The organism is Cupriavidus laharis (genome assembly GCF_914271435.1).
Classification (GTDB): domain Bacteria; phylum Pseudomonadota; class Gammaproteobacteria; order Burkholderiales; family Burkholderiaceae; genus Cupriavidus; species Cupriavidus laharis.
In genome coordinates, this window is record NZ_CAJZAI010000004.1 from 492,006 (window position 1) to 511,226 (window position 19,221).

Below are 19,221 nucleotides of genomic sequence, written 5' to 3' on the forward strand. Positions count from 1 at the left end.
CAGTCAGCGTGCATTGTCGTCAGCCTTTCCCGCCGGCCTTGAGCAAGGGCTTGAGCTGGGGCCATACGGTGTCCAGCAGGGCGGGCTGCGCATCCGCGGTCGGATGGATGCGGTCTGGCTGGAACCAGTCCTGGCGCGCGATGACCTTGTCGAGGAAGAACGGCACCAGCGGTGCCTTGAATTCCCGGGCCAGCCGTGGATAGAGCGCGAAGAACTTCTCAGTGTAGTCCTGGCCGTAGTTCGGCGGGATGCGCATGCCGATCAGCAGCACGCGGGCGCCGGCTTTCTGCGCGCCGCCAACGATCGTGCGCAGGTTGGATTCGGTTACCGTCAGCGAGAGGCCGCGCAAGGCGTCATTGGCGCCCAGTTCCACGATGACGACGGCGGGGCGATGCCGCGCCAGCAGCTCCGGCAGGCGTGTCTTGCCGCCAATCGTGGTCTCGCCGCTGATGCTCGCGTTGACGACGCTATAATCAAGGCGCTCTTTCTGCAAGCGCTGCTGCAGCAGGCTGACCCAGCCAGAGCCGCGCGCGATGCCGTATTCGGCCGAGAGGCTGTCGCCAAGCACCAGTACGGCAGGCGCTGCCTGAGCGGCGGCGGCTGCCGCCGACACCACGAAGGCCATGCAGGCGGCCAGTGCCGCCTTGTGCCAACTGCTTCGGATCCAACTCTTCATGTCCTCTTCCATCCTCGACGTCGAGTCATTGGGAAAGACCGTTGCCGATACGACCGGTTCGCTGACGATTCTGCACGACGTCACGTTTTCCGTCACGGGCGGCGAAACGCTTGCCATCGTGGGGGCATCGGGCTCGGGCAAGTCCACGCTGCTCGGCTTGCTGGCCGGGCTGGACCTGCCTACGAGCGGCGCCGTGCGGCTCATGGGCCAGGACCTCTTTGCGCTGGACGAGGATCAGCGTGCCGCGCTGCGGGGCAGGCATGTGGGTTTCGTGTTCCAGTCGTTCCAGCTCGTGGGGCACCTGACTGCGCTGGAGAATGTCATGTTGCCGCTCGAGTTGCGCGGCGAAACGGAACAGGTCAGGGAGCGGGCGGTCGATATGCTCCAACGCGTCGGCCTGGGCGCACGGCTCAACCACTATCCGCGCACGCTTTCGGGCGGTGAGCAGCAGCGTGTGGCGCTTGCCCGTGCGTTCGTCACGCGTCCCGATATCCTGTTTGCCGACGAGCCTACGGGCAGCCTCGATACGTCTACTGGCGAGGCCGTGATCGCGCTGATGTTCGAACTCAACCGGGATGCCGGCTCCACGCTGGTGCTGGTTACCCACGACCGCTCGGTAGCGGCGCGTTGCAGCCGCATATTGACGATTGACGCTGGCCGCGTGGCCAGCGACGAGTGGATGGCGACGGAGGTTTAAACGGAGGTTTAGCTACCTCGCGCCAGCACGCCGCGGGCCCTGGCAACCAGGGCCGCCGTGGATGCATCGTGCTGGCCGGCTTCGGCGCCGTTCAGTTCGGCTTCGATGGGGCGAGCCAGGATCTTGCCCAGTTCCACGCCCCACTGGTCGAAGGAATTGATGTTCCAGACCACGCCTTGCACGAACGTCCTGTGTTCATAGAGCGCGATCAGGGCGCCCAGCACGTGCGGCGTCAGGTCTTCCATCAGCAGCGTATTGCTGGGGCGGTTACCCTCGAAGACCATATGGGCGATGCGCAGTTCGTCGGTCATGCCGGCAGCGCGCAGTTCCTCGGCGGAACGGCCGCGCATCAGCGCTTCTGCCTGGGCAAAGCAATTGGCCAGCAGTTTCGCATGGTGGCCGGGCAGTTCGCGCGGCGGCACCAGCGGCGCAACGAAATCCACCGGCACGATCTGCGACCCCTGGTGAATCTTCTGGAAGTACGCATGCTGGCCATTGGTGCCCGCGGTACCCCACACGACGGGCGACGTATGTGCGCGTATGCGGCGCCCGTTGAGCTGCACCGACTTGCCGTTGCTTTCCATCTCCAGTTGCTGCAGGAACGCGGGAAAGAGCTCCAGCGAGGTGGAGTAGGGCGCCATGCAGCTGGTCGGCAGGTTGAAGAAATTGCGGTGCCAGACGCCGAGCATGCCCATCACGACCGGCATGTTGCGTTCGAGCGGAGCGGTGCGGAAGTGCTCGTCCATGGCGCGTCCGCCTGCAAGCAGGTCGGCAAACGCATTGAAACCGACTGCCAGGGCGATCGACAGGCCCACCGAGGACCACAGCGAGAAGCGGCCGCCGATCCAGTCCCAGAACTCGAACATATTGGCTGGGTCGATGCCGAAGGCGCGCACGGCCTCCACATTGGTCGACACCGCGACGAAGTGCCGGGCCAGCTGATCCTCGGTCACGCCATTGGCCAGGTACCATTGGCGCGCGCTGTGCGCATTGGCCATGGTTTCCAGCGTGGTAAAGGTCTTCGAGCAGACGATCATCAGCGTCCGCCGTGGATCCAGTCGCTCAAGGGTTTCGGCCAGCTCGGTGCCGTCGACGTTCGACACGAAATGCATGCGCGGCCCCGGATGGCCGTCGTCGTGTGCCAGGTGCGACAGCGCGCGGCATACCATCTTCGGGCCGAGGTCCGAGCCCCCGATGCCGATGTTCACGACATCGGTGATACGCTCGCCGCTCGTGCCGGTCCACGCACCGCTGCGTACCGCTTCGGAGAAGGTCCGCATGCGCACCAGGACATTCTGGATGCAGGGCATCACAGGCACGCCATCCACCTTGAAGCCAGCGCCAGCGGTAGCGCGAAGCGCGACGTGCAATGCGGCGCGGTCTTCCGTCAAGTTGATATGCTCGCCGGCGAACATGGCATCGCGGCGAGCCGGAACACCGGCCTCATCGGCAAGCTGCAGCAGCAACTGCATGGTCTGCGGCGTGATCCGGTTCTTGGAGTAGTCCAGGTATAGCCCGGCGGCTTCCAGCGAAAACTGCCTGACGCGGTTCTCGCCATCCTCGGCAAACCAGTCCCGCATCTGGTTGTCGCGAATGGCGTCGTGATGCTGCAGGAGGGCGTTCCAGGCGTGAAGGTTGGTGGGCATGCAGGGCACAGATTCGTTGCAGGAGCTCGATACCTGGAAATCTTCCGGGTCTTGCAAGTATAAGGTGTGTCTTGCGTCGATCACGCGTTGTCGTATGCCGTTATCGTTACGAGATGAAACGGTAGCGCACTTCGTCACTGCGGGCCTGTCGGCCTTTGTCCGATTGTGGCGATGTTATGGCGCAATTGTGTCCGTTATTGTGTCCGCTGATGCACCGGTGCAACCCTGTTGCGCTATCTTGCGTCGCCACGCAAGAGCCCATTCAGGATCGTGCGCGCAGGGATGTAGAGTTCACTCGCCGTGAGTCCGGCCGGCCCTGCGCCCGTTGCCACCAGCATATCGGCCGCCCGGCCATGAATCCATACGGCAGCCAGCGCTGCCTGCAGCAGTGGCATGTCCTGGGCAAGCAGCGCGCCGGCCATGCCGGCCAGGACGTCGCCCGTCCCCGCGCTCGCGAGCGCCGCGTTGCCGGTCGGGTTGATCGCGCTGGCGGACGTGCCGGGCGCGGCAATCACTGAACCCGAGCCCTTGAGTACGATCACGGCCTGCCATTGTTTCGCCAGCGCATCGGCGGCTGCCAGGCGGTCGCGCTGCACCGCGTCCACGGTGCAGCCCAGCAGGCGTGCTGCCTCGAGCGGGTGTGGCGTCATGATGCGTGGCAGTCCCGAGGCCGACAGCGTGGCAGCCAAGCTGGCATCTCCGGCCAGCAGGTTGAGTGCGTCCGCATCGAGGACCAGTGATGGCGGCGAGGTGCGGCGGCCAGCATCTTCCAGTAATTGCGCCAGTGTCTTGCGTGCGCCCGGATCGGTACCCATGCCTGGGCCAATGACCAGTGCTGACATTGCGTCGGATGCAAGTTCCGACAGCGGGTGCAGCATCAGTTCGGGATGGACCGGATCGATGGCAGGTGCAGCCGGCGCAAGGAAGCCGATATGGACTTTGCCGGCGCCGAGGAACTGCGCTGCGCGCGCGCCCAGCAGCGGGGCACCGGTCATGCCGGTGCTGCCGCCAATGATTGCAAGCGAGCCGAAAGTGCCCTTGTTGGCGGCGTGGCTGCGCGCTGGCAGTGCGTGCCGGAACAGCGCTGGTCCGTTCACCCAGGCGCGCGGCGCCTCCGCGGGCGGATAGTCCAGGCCAAGCGGGGCAATGTCGACGATGCCGGCGCAGTCGCGCCCATCCAGTGTGAGCAGGCCGGGCTTGGCGCCGAGGAATGTGAGCGTGCGGCACGCGCGGACCGCGGGCTCGCCGGCACCGGTATCTGCAAACAGGCCGCTCGGAATATCGAGCGCGAATACCGGTGCCGGCGCCTGTGCGAGGTGCTCGATCCAGGCGGCGATGGTGCCGCCTGCGGCACGGTTCAGGCCAATGCCGAGCAGGCCGTCTACGACTGCCGTCATCCCATCGGGCCAGGCGGCCGTCGCCGGCATGGTCTGCATGGGCACGCCCGCGGCGCTGGCGTCCTGCCATGCACGCGTTGCGTCGGCTGGCATGCGTGCGGGATCGGCGGTGAGCCAGACCTGCACTTCGCGTCCCGTCTGGTGCAGGTGCGTCGCGGCGACGATCGCGTCGCCGCCGTTATTGCCGGGGCCGGCCAGGAACAGCAGCAATCCTTGCGGTACATGCTGCGCCAGCCAACTGGCGGCAGCGCCCCCGGCGCGAGACATCAGTTCAAACGACGGCAGGCGCGCGAAAGCGGCATTCTCGATGCGGCGGATGGTCTCGACATCGTAGAGCGGGATGGCCTGCGCCGAGTCAGCGGCCAGCGCTGTCCAGCCTTCGGACGGAATGAGGGGACAAGGTTGCGTCGGATTCATGCGGGTTCAGCCGGATGGTCCAGGCCGCAGCGCGGACAGCGGTCCTTCCATGTCGATGTCGGGCTCCTGGTTGGTGCCGTGACTATGGGCGATCTGACTCGCATCTCGATCTCTCCTGGTGCGCACGCCGGGACGGCGCGTGTTGTACAGGCTTGCTACCTGGGTGCTTGCCTTGGCCGTCATGCTGGGGCGGTCGGAGCAGGCGCAAGATCACAGGTGCGGCGGGCTTATTCGTCACGCAGCCCGGGTTGCACGATGCCTTCCAATGCAAGGGCCGTGCCGAGCAGTTGCGCATCGCGCATCGGCCCATGGGACAGCATCAGCCCCACGGGCAGTTCGTCGGGCGCGTGGCAGGGCAGCGAAATCGAACAGCCGTCAAGGAAATTGAAGACCGAGGTATTGCGCAGCAGCAGGGCGTTGGTGCGGAAGAACAGGTCATCGTCACCGCGCAGCGGTTCGATGGCGGGCGCCACCATCGGCACGGTGGGGCAGATGACGGCGTCGAAGCGGGCCAGGCGGGCTTCTACCCGCGCGATCCAGTCGATGCGTGCGCGGGCAAGGTCGACATAGTCGGCCGCGCTCATGGCTGCGCCGCGGTCAATGCGCATCGCTACGCGTGGGTCGTAAAGCTCGCGCCGGCTGGCGAGCATCCGGCGATGGATTGCATAGGCCTCGGCCGCGCTGAAGCCGCCGGCGGCGTTCAGGCCCGGGAGTTCGGCCAGCTCGGGCAGGTCCGTGTGTTCCAGTTGCACGCCCGCAGCGGACAGTCTTCCCAGTGCGCGGTCAAAGGCCCGGGCGACCACAGGGTCGAGGTCATCCAGCAGTACCTGGCGCGGGATGGCCAGGCGGATCGCCGCCGGGGCCGGGGCACTTGGCACCACCGCGCTGTCTGCAATCACGCTGTCGACCAGCACGCAGTCATTGACCGTGCGGGCCATGGCGCAGGCGGTGTCGAGCGTGTAGGACAGCGGAAAGGCTCCGGTGAGCGGCACGCGGCGCGTGGTCGGCTTGAAGCCGGTCAGGCCGCACAGGGCCGCCGGAATGCGGATCGATCCGCCTGTGTCGCTCCCGAGCGCGGCCACCGCCAGGCCCAGAGCCACCGAAACAGCTGCGCCTGAAGAGGATCCCCCCGGAATGCGGGCAATGCCGTCCGTGCTGGCGGGATTTACCGGTGTGCCGAAATGGGGATTGATGCCCACGCCCGAGAAGGCGAACTCGCTCATGTTGGTGCGGCCGACAATGGCTGCACCGGCCTGGCGCAGGCGGGCGACCACGGCGGCGTCGGTGGTGGCCGGGGCGGCATCGTGGCGTACGGCCGACGCGGCGCGCGTGACCTCGCCGGCCACGTCGAAGAGATCCTTTACCGAGACAGGCAGTCCGGCCAGCGGATGCAGAGGCTTGCCGGCACGGCTGGCAGCGTCGGCGGCGCGCGCGGTCTGAATGGCGGTGTCGAAGGTGCTGTGCAGGAACACGGCCTGTGCACGCGTATCGGACGCCGCCGCGGCGGCTGCCTCGACGAGTTCGGCGCGGCTGGTGGCGCCTTCGCGCAGGCGGGCGTTCAGTGTGTTGAGGTCAGGAAGCATCGATGGCGTGGAGGCGGGCAGGGTACGATGGCTCCGGAAGTGGCCGGTGCGCTGGCTCCAGGCGCGCAGCGGCTCGAGCCCTGCCTGTTCTTGTCAGGCACTCATGCTCATAATTTGCCGATAAACTGTCAAGCCAAAATTAGCGGGGGCGGCGCCGAGGGCATGGGCCCGGCGGCTCCCGTCCAAGGTTGCAAGGAGCATTCCCCATGGCACGCAAGCCCGCCGCGCCTGGTCCGGCCGCCGAAGCGGACCTCGTCCCCGCGCCGGACACCGCCCCCGTCAAGCCCGTCACCGCGCTGTCGCGTGCGGCGGGCACCAATATCGTGTCCTCTTCGCATCTGGTGTCGGCGCGCAGCCCGGAACTGTCGGAGTTCGAATTCGGGCTGAACACTGCCTACAACGCCTACAGCCGGTGGGTGGTGCGCTGCATGGGCGCGGCCGGCGTGCGCGACCTGACCTTCCTTGACGTGCTGGTGCTGCACCATGTCAACCACCGCGGCCGGGCCAAGCGCCTGGCCGATATCTGCTTTGTGCTGAACGTGGAAGACACCCACCTCGTGACTTATGCACTCAAGAAGCTGCAAGGCTTGGGGCTGGTGACGGGCGAGCGCATCGGCAAGGAGGCTACCTACTCGACCACCGAGGCAGGCGCCGAAGCCTGTGCCCGTTACCGCGAAATCCGCGAACAATGCCTGACCAGCAACTTCACGGAGGGCAGCGAGGAAAATGCCGAGATCGGCGAACTGGCGCGCCTGCTGCGCGTGCTGACCGGGCTCTATGAACAGGCGGCCCGCTCGGCTACGTCACTCTGAGCGTTGGAATCGCGCGGCACACGAAAAAAGTGATGAATAAGCATTATCACGGCGCGCCGTAACACGGCGTTGCCGTGATGGCGCAGTGCAAAATCCGGGTGCCGGCAAGGTACAATAGTGGTTTCCCGCCGGCCGGCATCCCATGCAGCGGTGCCGGCAAGCAGCAGCCCCTACCTCCTTCGCCTCCCGACCGCTACGATCATGGCGCATTTTTCGTGCTTCCCCGGCGCTTTGGCGCTTTCCGCCTTCCGCCAGCAACGCCTGCTCACCGCCCTGCGGCAGATCGACACCGATATCGAATCGGTGCACGGCCAGTTCCTCCATTTCGTCGACTCGGACACCCCGCTGTCCACTGAAGACCAAAGCCGGATTGCCGCGCTGCTGACCTATGGCGCGCCTTTCGCCGAGCAGCCGGAAGGTGACCGCTTTGTCGTGATTCCGCGTTTCGGCACGATTTCGCCGTGGGCCAGCAAGGCCACCGACATCGCGCACAACTGCGGCCTGACGCATGTGCACCGCATCGAACGCGGCATCGAGATCACCGTGGTCTGCAAGAAGGGCCTGCTGCGCGGGCGCAAGTCGCTGGATGCCGATACCCGCGCCGCGGTGGCCGCGCACCTGTTCGACCGCATGACCGAGACGGTGGTCGCCTCGCGTGAGGACGCCGCCGGCCTGTTCCAGGAGCTGCCGGCCAAGCCGCTGCGCTTCATCGACATCTCCGCCGGCCGCAGTGCGCTGGCCGCGGCCAACGTCGAGATGGGCCTGGCGCTGTCCGAGGACGAGATCGACTACCTGATCGACGCCTACGCCAAACTGGAACGCAACCCGACCGACGTCGAACTGATGATGTTCGCGCAGGCCAACAGCGAACACTGCCGCCACAAGATTTTCAATGCCACGTGGACCATCGACGGTGTGCAGCAGGACAAGTCGCTGTTCGCGATGATCCGCAATACGCACCAACTCAATCCGCAGGGCTCGATCGTCGCCTACTCGGACAACTCGGCGGTGATGGAAGGCGACGTGGCCGAACGCTGGTTCCCGCGTGGCGAGAACCACAAGTACGGCCGCCACGAGGCGCTGACGCACACGCTGATGAAGGTCGAGACGCACAATCACCCGACCGCGATCTCGCCGTTCCCGGGCGCCTCCACCGGCGCCGGCGGTGAAATCCGCGACGAGGGCGCGACCGGCCGCGGCGCCAAGCCCAAGGCCGGCCTGACCGGCTTCACGGTGTCGAACCTGATGCTGCCCGAGGCCGTCGAGTCCTGGGAAAACGACCGCGACGCCGCGCAGCCGGTGGTGCACCGCAATCCCGACGACAAGCCTGGCGTGACCGGCAAGCCGGACCGCATCGCCTCGCCGCTGCAGATCATGATCGACGGCCCGCTCGGCGGCGCCGCGTTCAACAACGAATTCGGCCGCGCCAACCTGGGCGGCTACTTCCGCGTCTACGAGCAGAACGTGGGCGGCACCGTGCGCGGCTACCACAAGCCCATCATGATCGCGGGCGGCATCGGCAATATCGACGCTACCCACACGCACAAGAACGAGCTGCCGGCCGGCACGCTGCTGATCCAGCTTGGCGGCCCGGGCATGCGCATCGGCATGGGCGGCGGCGCCGCCAGCTCGATGGCGACTGGCACCAACACCGCCGATCTGGATTTCGATTCGGTCCAGCGCGGCAACCCGGAGATGGAGCGCCGGGCGCAGGAAGTGATCAACGCGTGCTGGCAGCTCGGCGACGAGAACCCCATCCTGTCGATCCACGACGTTGGCGCGGGCGGCATCTCCAATGCGTTCCCCGAAGTGGTGGACGGCGCCGGCCGCGGTGCGCGCTTCGACTTGCGCAAGGTGCACCTGGAAGAGTCCGGCCTGTCGCCGGCCGAGATCTGGTGCAATGAATCGCAGGAACGCTACGTGCTGGCTATCGCGCCGGACAATTTCGCGAAGTTCCAGGCCATGTGCGAGCGTGAGCGTTCGCCGTTCGCGGTGGTCGGTATCGCTACCGAGGAAAAGCAGCTGCAGCTGGTCGATTCGCATGTCGATGCCACGCTCAAGGAGCACTACACGGTCAACATGCCGATGGAGGTGCTGCTGGGCAAGCCGCCGCGCATGCACCGCGACGTGACGCGCGTGGACCAATCGCTGCCGGCGGTGGACGTCACCGGCGTCGCGCTGGAACAGGCCGTGCGCGACGTGCTGCGCCACCCGACCGTGGCCAACAAGTCGTTCCTGATCAGCATCGGCGACCGTACCGTGGGCGGCATGAACGCGCGCGACCAGATGGTCGGCCCGTGGCAGGTGCCGGTGGCCGACGTGGCCGTGACCACGCTCGACTACAAGGGCAATGCCGGCGAGGCAATGACGATGGGCGAGCGCACGCCGCTCGCGGTGATCAACGCGCCGGCCTCCGGCCGCATGGCGATCGGCGAAGCGCTGACCAACCTGGCCGCCGCGCCGGTCAAGGACCTGGGCAAGGTCAAGCTGTCCGCCAACTGGATGGCGGCCTGCGGCGTGGAAGGCGAGGATGCGAAGCTGTATGACACGGTGCATGCCGTCGGCATGGAACTGTGCCCGGCACTCGGCATCAGCATCCCGGTGGGCAAGGATTCGCTGTCGATGCGCACCAAGTGGCAGGACGACGGCGTGGCCAAGGAAGTGGTGGCGCCGGTGTCGCTGATCATCTCGGCGTTTGCCGCGGTGGACGACGTCAACTGTACGCTGACGCCGCAGCTGCGTACCGACGCGGGCGACACAGTGCTGATCGGCATTGACCTCGGCCGCGGCAAGAACCGCATGGGCGGCAGCATCCTGGCCCAGGTCACGCAGCAGGTGGGTGACAGCGCGCCGGACGTGGACAGCGCCGAAGACCTGAAGAACTTCTTCAACGTGATCCAGCGCCTGAACCGCGAGGGCAAGCTGCTGTCGTACCACGACCGCTCCGACGGCGGCTTCATGGCCACGCTGGCGGAAATGGCGTTTGCCGGCCACTGCGGCATCTCGCTGAACGTCGACATGCTGACGCTGGACCCGCAGCAGGAGCAGGACTATGGCGACGCCAAGAACTGGGCCCAGCAGATCGCCGAGCGCCGCAACGACCAGACCGTGCGCGCGCTGTTCTCGGAAGAGCTTGGCGCGGTGGTGCAGGTGCGCCTGCAGGATCGCGATGCGGTGTTCGCCGTGCTGCGTGAAGCCGGCCTGTCGGCTTGTAGCCACGTGGTGGGCAAGCCCAACACGACCGACCAGATCGAGATCTATCGCGACGCCAAGAAGGTGTTCGGCGCGTCGCGCACCGATCTGCAGCGCAACTGGAGCGAGGTGAGCTGGCGCATCGCCCGCCTGCGCGACAACCCGGCCTGCGCCGACAGCGAGTACGACCGCCTGCTGGACGCGGCCGACCCCGGCATCAGCCCGGTGCTGACCTTTGACTCGGCCGAGGACATCGCGGCCCCGTTCATCGCGACCGGCGCTCGTCCGCGCGTGGCCATCCTGCGCGAGCAGGGCGTCAACTCGCAGATCGAAATGGCGTACAGCATGGATCGCGCGGGTTTCGACACGCATGACGTCCACATGAGCGACCTGATCGCGGGCCGAGCCAACCTGGCTGACTTCACCGGCTTTGTGGCGTGCGGCGGCTTCAGCTACGGCGACGTGCTAGGCGCCGGCGAAGGCTGGGCCAAGACCATCCTGTTCAATGCGCAGATGGCCGAGCAGTTCGCGGCGTTCTTCAACCGCCAGGACACCTTCGCGCTGGGCGTGTGCAACGGCTGCCAGATGATGAGCAACCTGGCTCCGATCATCCCGGGTGCCGGTGCGTGGCCGAAGTTCACGCGCAACCAGTCCGAGCAGTACGAGGCACGCTACGTCACGGTGGAAGTGCAGCAGTCGCCGTCGATCTTCTTCGCGGGGATGGAGGGCAGCCGCATTCCTATCGTCGTCGCGCACGGCGAAGGGTTTGCGGACTTCTCGCAACAGGGCGATATCGGGCAGGCCAAGGTGGCGCTGCGCTTCGTGGACAACCACGGTGCGGTCACGCAGACCTATCCGCTGAACCCGAATGGTTCGCCGGACGGCATCACCTCGGTGACGACCACCGATGGCCGCTTCACCGTGCTGATGCCGCACCCGGAACGCGTGTTCCGTACCGCCACAATGAGCTGGGCGCCGGATGCCTGGAAGCAGGTGGCCGATGGCGGCAGCCCGTGGATGCGGATGTTCCGCAATGCGCGGAAGTGGGTGGGGTAAGGTAGGACGGTACCACCAGGCAGCACATGCTGTCTGGTACGTGTAATCGCCTCAGACGGCGTGGCGCGACCCGGGCAGGGTATGCCACGCCGTTTTCTTATTCAGGCAACGGCGCCACCAGCCGCGAACTCCACGACGCATAAGCGAAATGGAGCAGCCGGTGTCGGTCGCAATCCTGAGGAGGGATAATTTCGCCGCGCGATTCCTTGTAGGCAACCACCGCCCGGAGGATCTTCTCCGGCGCATAGCGGTCCCGCAGCGGCAGGTAATGATGGAGTGCGCGCCACCCGGGGGCGGCGCCGTCAAGCGAGGCCGAGGCAAGCGCGCAATAGCACATGCCCCGGGAAGAGAGATGCCAGAGTTGCCAGTAGCCGGCTTGAGGCTCCACGCTGCTGCGTCCTTCCAGTCTGCAGCCCGGCGGGGGCACCGGTCTGCGGCGTTACTGAATCTTGGCCTTGTCCTTGAGGGACTTCATCATGGCCTGGAACTGCTCGCGCTGCCAGTTCTGGTCGCCCATCATCATCTGCATGAGCTGCGGCTTGACCTCTTCGAAGCTCGGGATCTTGGCTTCGCGGGTGTCGACGAGCTCGATGATGTGCCAGCCGAACTGGGTCTTGACCGGCGTATCGGTCATCTGGCCCTTCTTCAGGCCGGTCATGGCCGCCGAGAATTCCGGCACGTAGCTGCCGCTGTTGGCCCAGTCCAGGTCGCCGCCGTTGGCTGCCGAGCCCGGATCCTTCGACGAGGCCTTGGCCATGTCCTCGAACTTGGCGCCGCCCTTGATCTTGGCGATGATGGCCTTGGCGTCGGCTTCCTTCTCCACGAGGATGTGGCGCACGTGGTATTCCTTGCCGTTGCCGAACTGGGACTTGATCTTGTCGTACTGCTTGCGCAGTTCAGCGTCGCTGGCGCCGTGGGTCTTGACGTAGTCTTCGAACACCGCGCCGGCCAGCACGTTCAGGCGGGCCTGTTCCAGTTGCTCCTGCACGTCGTCACGCTGCGTCAGGCCGCGCTTGTTGGCTTCCTGCACCAGCAGTTCGCGGTCGATCAGCATGTTGCGCGCACGGTCCCGCAGCTCCGCATTGTCGGGCTGGCCGGTGCCGGCGATCAGCTTGTCCAGCTTGGCCGAGGGAATGGCCTTGCCATTCACGACAGCGGCATTCTGGGCGGCTGCGGGCAGGCTGCCGGCAGCGAGCACAGCCGCCAGGCTGAACGAGAGGACGGTGGTCTTCATGGAATCAGGTCTGAGAGTTGCAGGAAGAACCGCTTGACGGTTCGCGGGATTGAAATTCTTGATCGGTGAACGCGGTCACGGCCAGAGCGTGGATTTGCGTGGGGAACAGACCGCGCAGCGCATCATACACCATGCGGTGCCGCGCAACGCGGGTGTGGCCTGCAAAGCGCTCGCTGACGATGGTCACGTCGTAGTGGCCGCCGCCGGATGCCGCGCCGGCGTGGCCGGCATGCAACGCGCTGTCGTCGCGAACGACCAGGTGGCTGGGCGCGAGCGCTTCGCGCAGCATCGCCTCGATGGTGGCGGGATCAGCTGCCATTTGTATTCCTCAGGGATCCTGGGGCGGGATCCGGAAGCCGGGCCCCGCCGATGTGGCGCAGGCGCTCAGTCCTGCGTATTTTCCTGCATGTGGCGCGACAGCCAGACGCTTTGCGCGATGATGAAGACGAGCATCAGCCCCATGCTGCCGAACAGCTTGAAGTTCACCCATGTGTCGGTGGAGAACTGGAAGGCCACATACAGGTTCAGCAGCCCCATGGCGGCGAAGAAGCCGGCCCATGCGGCATTGAGGCGGCCCCACACCGTGTCAGGCAGCGTGACCTGTTTTTCCATCATGGCGCGGATCAGGTTCTTGCGCCAGCCGATCACCGAGCCCATCAGGGCGGCGGCGAACAGCCAGTACAGCACGGTTGGCTTCCACTTGATGAAGGTCTCGTTGTGCAGGACCAGGGTCGCGCCGCCGAACACGCCGATGATCAGCAGGCTCACCCATTGCATGGGTTCGACCTTGCGGTGGCGCAGCCACACCCAGCCGATCTGCAGCATCGTGGCGGCGATGGCCACGGCCGTGGCGGTGTAAATGCCGGCCAGCTTGAAGGCGGCGAAGAAAAGGATGACCGGAAACAGGTCGAACAGGAATTTCATGCAGGAATAGCTTGGGTTGGCGGGCCCGGCTCTGCGCCCGGCCCGCGGGCCGGCTGCGCGGCCAGGCGCGTGTGCGTCAGCCGTCGCGCTCAGCCGGGTCGCGATTGTCGAATTTTAACGCAGCCGAGTTGATGCAATAGCGAAGCCCGGTCGGGGCGGGGCCATCTTCGAACACGTGGCCGAGATGGCTGCCGCATTCCTTGCAGCGGACCTCCACGCGCACCATGCCATGCGTGTGGTCGGCGTGCTCCGCGATCACTTCGCCGTTGATCGGACGGAAGTAACTGGGCCAGCCGCATCCGGCGTCGAATTTGGTGGCCGATTCGAACAGCGGCGTGCCGCAGCCTACGCACTTGTAGATGCCGTTGTCCCAGTGGTCCCAGTAACGGCCGGTGAATGGGCGTTCGGTCGCGGCCTCGCGCGTAACGCGGTATTCGATGTCGGAGAGTTGCTCGCGCCACTCGGCGTCGGTCTTGGTTGTGGTCATGCTGAATCCTCTTGGTAGGGGCTGGCGTGTCGTGCCGGCCTCACGCATTGGTCGCGGCCGTGGTCCGAACCTTACACCAGCTCGGGGAGGTGTGCCGGGCGGCGCCCTGTCGGCTTCACGACGAGCAGCTCACTTCCAGGCCCGACGCCCAGTCGGGTGGCAGTGCAGCGTAGGCCTCGGCTTCCGGCTGTTCGTCAAAGGGACGCGACAGCACGGCTAGCAGCCTGTCCACCTCGCTAAAGTCTTTCTCCCGTGCCTGGCGGATGGCGGTTTCGGCAAGATGGTTGCGCAGCACATACTTGGGATTGACCGCCAGCATGGCGGCGCGCCGGCCGGTGTCGTCCGACTGTTCCGCCCGCAGCCGGGCCCGGTAGCGCTCCGCCCAGGCATCCCAGGCGGCGCGGTCGAGGAACAAGTCACGCACCGGCGCATCGCCGGCGCCGTCCAAAGACGAGATGCGGGCGAGGTTGCGCCAGAACAAGGTGTAGTCCACGCGCTGCTCGTGCAGAAGCTGGAACAGGCTGGTCATCAACGGCTCGTCTTCCTTGTCGCCGCCAGGAGGCATGTGCAGGCCCAGCTTGGCCCGGTAGTGGCGGAAGAATTCGCTGGCATAGCGGTCGCGGAATGGGTCCAGCGCTTCGCGCGCCTGTGCCACGGCGTCTTCCCGCGCGGCGTCGGCGGCGTCCGGCTCCAGCCAGAGCGGCAGCAGTGCCTGCGCCAGGCAGTGCAGGTTCCAGAACGCGACCTGCGGCTGCTGGCTGTACGCGTAGCGGCCCTGCGTGTCCGAGTGGTTGCAGATATGGTTGGCGTCGAACGCGTCGAGGAAGCCGAACGGGCCATAATCGATAGTCAGCCCGAGGATCGACATATTGTCGGTATTCATCACGCCGTGGCAGAAGCCGATAGCCTGCCAGTGAGCCACCAGGTCGGCCGTGCGCAGCGAGACTTCGCGCAGCAGTGCCTGGTAGGGCTGGGCGGCTTCCCGGCAGGCCGGCAGGAAATTATCGATGACGAAGTCGGCGAGCTGGCGCAGCGCGGCCACGTCTTCGCGCGCGGCGAAGTGTTCGAAGTGCCCGAAGCGGATGAACGTGGGCGCCAGCCGCGTCACCACTGCGGCGGTCTCAATGGTTTCGCGACGCACGGGCGCATCCGAGCCGATGACGCTCATGGCACGCGTGGTCGGCACGCCGAGCGCCGCCATGGCTTCGGAGCACAGGTACTCACGGATCGACGAGCGCAGCACCGCACGGCCGTCAGCCATGCGCGAATAGGGCGTGAGCCCGGCGCCCTTGAGCTGGATTTCCCACGGGCCGGTATCGGTCTGCGCCTGCGCGAGGCGGATCGCCCGGCCATCGCCAAGCTGCCCCGCCCATACGCCGAACTGGTGTCCGGAGTACACGGTGGCCAGCGGGTCGGCCCATTCGGGAACGCTGTTGCCCACGAACGCTTCAATGAACTCCGCCTGCGCCGACGCGTCGGCCGGCATGCCAAGCAGGGCGGCGGCGGCCGGCGCCATGCTGACCAGGTAGGGCGAGGGCAGCGGCGTGGGACGCAGCCGCGTGAAAAAGCACTCGCCAAGGTCGGCAAAGCCGGGGGCTGTACGGAATGGCGCGCGGAATGTCGCGCCGTTCCCTGAGGTATCGGTATCGCGCTGGGCTGAAGGTGGATTGAGGGTATCGGACATTGTCGGGGGCGGACCGCGCGGCGCGATGGATTCAGGCGTTGACAGGGGAATGCCGCGAGCGAGCGGTGCAGCGCCGGTATGCAGTATTGCCCTGGAACTGCGCTTGCGTGCTAGGGAAAACGACATATTGAGGCGCAGCATGGCTCGCAGTATTGTACTTCCACATCCGGATTAGGCCCGCCTGGCTGCCTTGTCATACGCAATGTTCTTCCCATTGATTGCGTCGATGAATCCGGTGCATGAAATCTCGCAGAATTGCGGCTCCGAATATCGCAGTGCACAACGGAATCCCGTTGACGTTGATCCAAGGTGTGGGAACAATCGCCAAAAAATAGAACGATTGTTCGTTTTTAGACGGAAATTACCCAAATTCAGGAGACTGTTTCATGGCATTGATGGGTCAAATGATGAGCGCGCCGCTGCTCATTTCCTCCATCATCAAGCACGCTGCCCGTTATTACGGCGGCACCGAAATCGTCTCACGACGGACCGAAGGGGACCTTCACCGCTATACCTATCGCGAGTGCGAACTGCGTGCCCGCAAGCTGGCCCAGGCGCTCGGCGCGCTGGGCGTGAAGCAGGGCGACCGCGTCGGCACCCTGGCCTGGAACGGCTATCGCCACCTCGAGATTTACTACGGCGTATCCGGCATGGGTGCCGTCTGCCACACGATCAACCCGCGCCTGTTCCCCGAGCAGATTGCCTACATCGTCAACCATGCCGAAGACGGCTATGTCTTCTTCGACCTGACCTTCCTGCCGCTGGTGGAAGGCGTGGCGCCACATTGCCCGAACGTGAAGGGCTGGGTGCTGATGAGCGACCGCGCCCATATGCCGGCCGAGTCCAAGGCAAAGCTGCTGTGCTATGAAGACCTGATCGACGCGCAGGACGGCAACTACGAATGGCCACAGTTCGACGAAAACCAGGCATCGAGCCTGTGCTACACGTCGGGCACGACCGGCAACCCGAAGGGTGCCTTGTACTCGCACCGTTCGACGGTGCTGCATTCCTACGCGTCGGCGCTGCCCGATGCGCTGGGCTGCTCGGCGCGCGACGTGATCCTGCCCGTCGTGCCGATGTTCCACGTCAATGCCTGGGGCATGCCGTATTCGGTGCCGCTGGTCGGCGCCAAGCTGGTGTTCCCGGGGGCCAGGCTAGATGGTGCCTCGCTCTACGAGCTGTTCGAGCAGGAGAAGGTCACGTTCTCGGCGGGCGTGCCCACGGTCTGGCTGGGCCTGTTGCAGCACGTGCAGGCGAACAACCTGAAGTTCTCGACGTTCCGCCGCACCGTCATCGGCGGGTCGGCCGTGCCGCCGGCCATGACGCGCGCCCTGGAAGCGCTGGATGTCGAAGTCATCCACGCCTGGGGCATGACCGAGATGTCGCCGCTGGGCACGGCTTGCAAGCTGCTGGCCAAGCATGAGGCACTGTCCGATGCCGATCGGCACAAGATCCTCGAGAAGCAGGGCCGCGTGATCTACGGCGTGGACATGAAGATCGTCGACGGCGACGGCAAGGAGCTGCCGTGGGATGGCAAGGCTTTCGGCGACCTGATGGTGCGTGGCCCGTGGATCATCGACCGCTACTTCCGCAACGATGCGAACCCGCTCGTCGATGGCTGGTTCCCGACCGGCGACGTGGCCACCATCGATGAGGATGGCTACATGCAGATCACCGACCGCAGCAAGGACGTGATCAAGTCCGGCGGCGAATGGATTTCGTCGATCGATATCGAGAACGTGGCAGCGGCCCATCCGGCCGTGCACATGGCCGCGTGTATTTCCGCGTACCACCCGAAGTGGGACGAGCGCCCGCTGCTCGTGGTGGTGAAGAAGCCGAACGCCGAGGTCAGCAAGGAAGAACTGCTGAAGTTCTTCGAAGGCAAGGTCGCCAAGTGGTGGATTCCTGACGACGTGGCCTTTGTCAGTGAAATTCCGCTGACCGCCACCGGCAAGATGCAGAAGCTCAGACTGCGCGAGCAGTTCAAGGACTACCGCCTGCCGACAGCCTGAGGCGGAAACAGGCATCCGCCGGACCGTGCCTCGCTTGCGGCATGGTGACGGCGGGGCAACTGGCGGGCGGGTGGAGAGGACAGCGGGGCCCGCCCGGCAAGTCGCAATCAACGACAAGCCAACGACAAGAGTGAAGGAGACAGGTATGACCAAAATGCGTCCGCTGGTGGCCGGCGTGGCCGCGTTCGCGGCACTGGGTTCTGCGCTGGTTTCGGGTACGGCACTCGCGGATACGGTGAAGATTGCCTTCATCGATCCGCTTTCCGGGCTCATGGCCCCCGTTGGACAGAACCAGCTCAAGAGCTGGCAGTACGTGGCCGAGGTGGCCAACCAGAAGGGTTGGGGCGGTACCCACAAGTTCGAGGTGGTGGGCTTCGACAACAAGCTGTCGCCGCAGGAGAGCCTGACCATCCTCAAGCAGGTGGCAGACCAGGGCATCCGCTATATCGTGCAGGGCAACGGCTCGTCGGTGGGCATGGCGCTGGAGGACGCGGTGGCCAAGCACAATGAGCGCAATCCGGGCAAGGAAATCGTCTACCTGAACTATGCCGCGGTGGATCCGGACATGACCAACGCCAAGTGCAACTACTGGCATTTCCGGCTCGACGCCAATTCCGACATGAAGATGGAGGCCCTGACCACGTACCTGGCCAAGGACCCCAACGTCAAGAAGGTCTACCTGATCAACCAGAACTACTCGTTCGGCCACCAGGTGGCGCGTGCGGCCAAGGATTACCTGAAGCGCAAGCGCCCGGATATCCAGATCGTCGGCGAGGACCTGCACCCGCTGGCGCAGGTGAAGGACTTCGCGCCGTACGCGGCCAAGATCAAGGCCTCGGGCGCCGATACCGTGATCACCGGCAACTGGGGTAGCGACCTTGCGCTGCTGATCAAGGCGGGCAAGGATGCCGGCCTGGCCACCAACTACTACACGTACTATGCCGGCACCACCGGCGTGCCGACGGCCATGGGCGCAGCCGGTGCCGATCACGTCAAGTACGTCGGCTACTTCAATGCGAACAACGAGGGCTTCAAGGGCTCCGACATCATCGAGGGCTACAAGAAGAAGTACAACGACGACTTCTACGTGATGGCTGCCTACACCGGCGTTGCCATGCTGGCCAAGGCCGTCAAGGAAAGCAATTCCACGGATCCGGTCAAGGTCGCCAAGGCCATGGAAGGCGTCAAGGTGGACAGCATGAACGGCACCGTGGAGATGCGCAAGACCGACCACCAGGCGCAGCAGTCGCTGGTGGTGGCCACCTGGACCAAGGTCAACGGCAAGGACGTCAAGTACGACCAGGAGAACACCGGCTACGGCTGGAAGACCAATGCGCAGATGGACCAGTACGTCGCGGCGCAGCCGACTTCCTGCCAGATGAAGCGGCCGGGCTGATCCTGCCC

The 19,221-nt window shown here is 65.5% G+C and carries 15 protein-coding genes; 5 read left to right on the forward strand and 10 right to left on the reverse strand.

The genetic code is table 11. The annotated features are described in order from the left end of the window. Nucleotides 1–19: 19 nt before the first annotated feature. Nucleotides 20–676 carry an arylesterase gene (locus LDO29_RS12050; RefSeq protein ID WP_396022653.1) on the reverse strand — a complete coding sequence of 219 codons (657 nt, stop codon included), beginning with the start codon at nucleotides 674–676 and terminating at the stop codon, nucleotides 20–22. On the opposite strand from LDO29_RS12050, the gene LDO29_RS12055 reads away from it, so the two are divergent. Next, nucleotides 675–1,373 (forward strand): ABC transporter ATP-binding protein, encoded by a 699-nt coding sequence (locus tag LDO29_RS12055; protein ID WP_224080007.1) that lies wholly within the window; start codon nucleotides 675–677, stop codon nucleotides 1,371–1,373. The two genes, LDO29_RS12050 and LDO29_RS12055, sit on opposite strands and share 2 nt — an antisense overlap. 8 nt (nucleotides 1,374–1,381) lie before the next feature. On the opposite strand, the gene pgi is transcribed toward LDO29_RS12055, so the two are convergent. The 3 genes from pgi to LDO29_RS12070 all read right to left on the reverse strand — a co-directional run bounded on the left by pgi (nucleotide 1,382) and on the right by LDO29_RS12070 (nucleotide 6,416). Beyond that, the gene (pgi, locus tag LDO29_RS12060) at nucleotides 1,382–3,019 is read right to left on the reverse strand and encodes a glucose-6-phosphate isomerase (protein WP_224080008.1); all 1,638 of its coding nucleotides are present in this window, start codon (nucleotides 3,017–3,019) and stop codon (nucleotides 1,382–1,384) included. A 233-nt stretch (nucleotides 3,020–3,252) separates the two neighbouring features. Beyond that, entirely contained in the window at nucleotides 3,253–4,833 is a 1,581-nt protein-coding gene (locus LDO29_RS12065) for an NAD(P)H-hydrate dehydratase (RefSeq protein WP_224080009.1), read from the reverse strand. Between the two features lie 227 nt (nucleotides 4,834–5,060). Continuing rightward, on the reverse strand, nucleotides 5,061–6,416 hold the full coding sequence (locus tag LDO29_RS12070; protein WP_224080010.1) for an amidase: 1,356 nt from the start codon (nucleotides 6,414–6,416) through the stop codon (nucleotides 5,061–5,063). Nucleotides 6,417–6,622: 206 nt separating this feature from the next. Between LDO29_RS12070 and LDO29_RS12075 the strand changes: the two genes are divergently transcribed. Both LDO29_RS12075 and purL read left to right on the forward strand, forming a co-directional pair. Next, nucleotides 6,623–7,228, forward strand: coding sequence for a winged helix DNA-binding protein (locus LDO29_RS12075; RefSeq protein ID WP_224080011.1), 606 nt, complete (start codon nucleotides 6,623–6,625; stop codon nucleotides 7,226–7,228). A gap of 201 nt (nucleotides 7,229–7,429) precedes the next feature. Continuing rightward, complete coding sequence (purL, locus tag LDO29_RS12080; RefSeq protein WP_224080012.1) at nucleotides 7,430–11,476, forward strand: phosphoribosylformylglycinamidine synthase; 4,047 nt, start codon at nucleotides 7,430–7,432, stop codon at nucleotides 11,474–11,476. 97 nt (nucleotides 11,477–11,573) lie between these two features. Here purL and LDO29_RS12085 read toward each other — a convergent pair whose 3' ends face one another. From LDO29_RS12085 to LDO29_RS12110, 6 genes are all read right to left on the reverse strand, one after another. After that, entirely contained in the window at nucleotides 11,574–11,864 is a 291-nt protein-coding gene (locus tag LDO29_RS12085) for a hypothetical protein (RefSeq protein ID WP_224080013.1), read from the reverse strand. Nucleotides 11,865–11,915: 51 nt separating this feature from the next. Further along, nucleotides 11,916–12,710, reverse strand: a complete 795-nt coding sequence (locus LDO29_RS12090) for a peptidylprolyl isomerase (protein ID WP_224080014.1) — start codon at nucleotides 12,708–12,710, stop codon at nucleotides 11,916–11,918. Between the two features lie 4 nt (nucleotides 12,711–12,714). After that, nucleotides 12,715–13,029 carry a BolA family protein gene (locus LDO29_RS12095; RefSeq protein WP_224080015.1) on the reverse strand — a complete coding sequence of 105 codons (315 nt, stop codon included), beginning with the start codon at nucleotides 13,027–13,029 and terminating at the stop codon, nucleotides 12,715–12,717. Nucleotides 13,030–13,094: 65 nt separating this feature from the next. Next, on the reverse strand, nucleotides 13,095–13,634 hold the full coding sequence (locus tag LDO29_RS12100; protein ID WP_224080016.1) for a septation protein A: 540 nt from the start codon (nucleotides 13,632–13,634) through the stop codon (nucleotides 13,095–13,097). Nucleotides 13,635–13,710: 76 nt separating this feature from the next. After that, the gene (gene msrB / locus LDO29_RS12105; RefSeq protein ID WP_224080017.1) at nucleotides 13,711–14,121 is read right to left on the reverse strand and encodes a peptide-methionine (R)-S-oxide reductase MsrB; all 411 of its coding nucleotides are present in this window, start codon (nucleotides 14,119–14,121) and stop codon (nucleotides 13,711–13,713) included. 115 nt (nucleotides 14,122–14,236) lie between these two features. Beyond that, the gene (locus tag LDO29_RS12110) at nucleotides 14,237–15,805 is read right to left on the reverse strand and encodes a protein adenylyltransferase SelO (protein ID WP_224080018.1); all 1,569 of its coding nucleotides are present in this window, start codon (nucleotides 15,803–15,805) and stop codon (nucleotides 14,237–14,239) included. Between the two features lie 386 nt (nucleotides 15,806–16,191). Here LDO29_RS12110 and LDO29_RS12115 point away from each other — a divergent pair, with 386 nt between their 5' ends. Both LDO29_RS12115 and LDO29_RS12120 read left to right on the forward strand, forming a co-directional pair. Further along, on the forward strand, nucleotides 16,192–17,817 hold the full coding sequence (locus LDO29_RS12115; protein WP_224080019.1) for a 3-(methylthio)propionyl-CoA ligase: 1,626 nt from the start codon (nucleotides 16,192–16,194) through the stop codon (nucleotides 17,815–17,817). A gap of 145 nt (nucleotides 17,818–17,962) precedes the next feature. After that, on the forward strand, nucleotides 17,963–19,213 hold the full coding sequence (locus LDO29_RS12120; protein WP_224080020.1) for a branched-chain amino acid ABC transporter substrate-binding protein: 1,251 nt from the start codon (nucleotides 17,963–17,965) through the stop codon (nucleotides 19,211–19,213). The last annotated feature ends 8 nt before the right edge of the window (nucleotides 19,214–19,221 follow it).

Coding starts and splice junctions, on each gene's coding strand:
- LDO29_RS12055 (WP_224080007.1), top strand. CDS start 675: ATGTCCTCTTCCATCCTCGACGTCGAGTCATTGGGAAAGACCGTTGCC.
- LDO29_RS12050 (WP_396022653.1), bottom strand. CDS start 676: ATGAAGAGTTGGATCCGAAGCAGTTGGCACAAGGCGGCACTGGCCGCC.
- pgi (WP_224080008.1), bottom strand. CDS start 3,019: ATGCCCACCAACCTTCACGCCTGGAACGCCCTCCTGCAGCATCACGAC.
- LDO29_RS12065 (WP_224080009.1), bottom strand. CDS start 4,833: ATGAATCCGACGCAACCTTGTCCCCTCATTCCGTCCGAAGGCTGGACA.
- LDO29_RS12070 (WP_224080010.1), bottom strand. CDS start 6,416: ATGCTTCCTGACCTCAACACACTGAACGCCCGCCTGCGCGAAGGCGCC.
- LDO29_RS12075 (WP_224080011.1), top strand. CDS start 6,623: ATGGCACGCAAGCCCGCCGCGCCTGGTCCGGCCGCCGAAGCGGACCTC.
- purL (WP_224080012.1), top strand. CDS start 7,430: ATGGCGCATTTTTCGTGCTTCCCCGGCGCTTTGGCGCTTTCCGCCTTC.
- LDO29_RS12090 (WP_224080014.1), bottom strand. CDS start 12,710: ATGAAGACCACCGTCCTCTCGTTCAGCCTGGCGGCTGTGCTCGCTGCC.
- LDO29_RS12095 (WP_224080015.1), bottom strand. CDS start 13,029: ATGGCAGCTGATCCCGCCACCATCGAGGCGATGCTGCGCGAAGCGCTC.
- LDO29_RS12100 (WP_224080016.1), bottom strand. CDS start 13,634: ATGAAATTCCTGTTCGACCTGTTTCCGGTCATCCTTTTCTTCGCCGCC.
- msrB (WP_224080017.1), bottom strand. CDS start 14,121: ATGACCACAACCAAGACCGACGCCGAGTGGCGCGAGCAACTCTCCGAC.
- LDO29_RS12110 (WP_224080018.1), bottom strand. CDS start 15,805: ATGTCCGATACCCTCAATCCACCTTCAGCCCAGCGCGATACCGATACC.
- LDO29_RS12115 (WP_224080019.1), top strand. CDS start 16,192: ATGGCATTGATGGGTCAAATGATGAGCGCGCCGCTGCTCATTTCCTCC.
- LDO29_RS12120 (WP_224080020.1), top strand. CDS start 17,963: ATGACCAAAATGCGTCCGCTGGTGGCCGGCGTGGCCGCGTTCGCGGCA.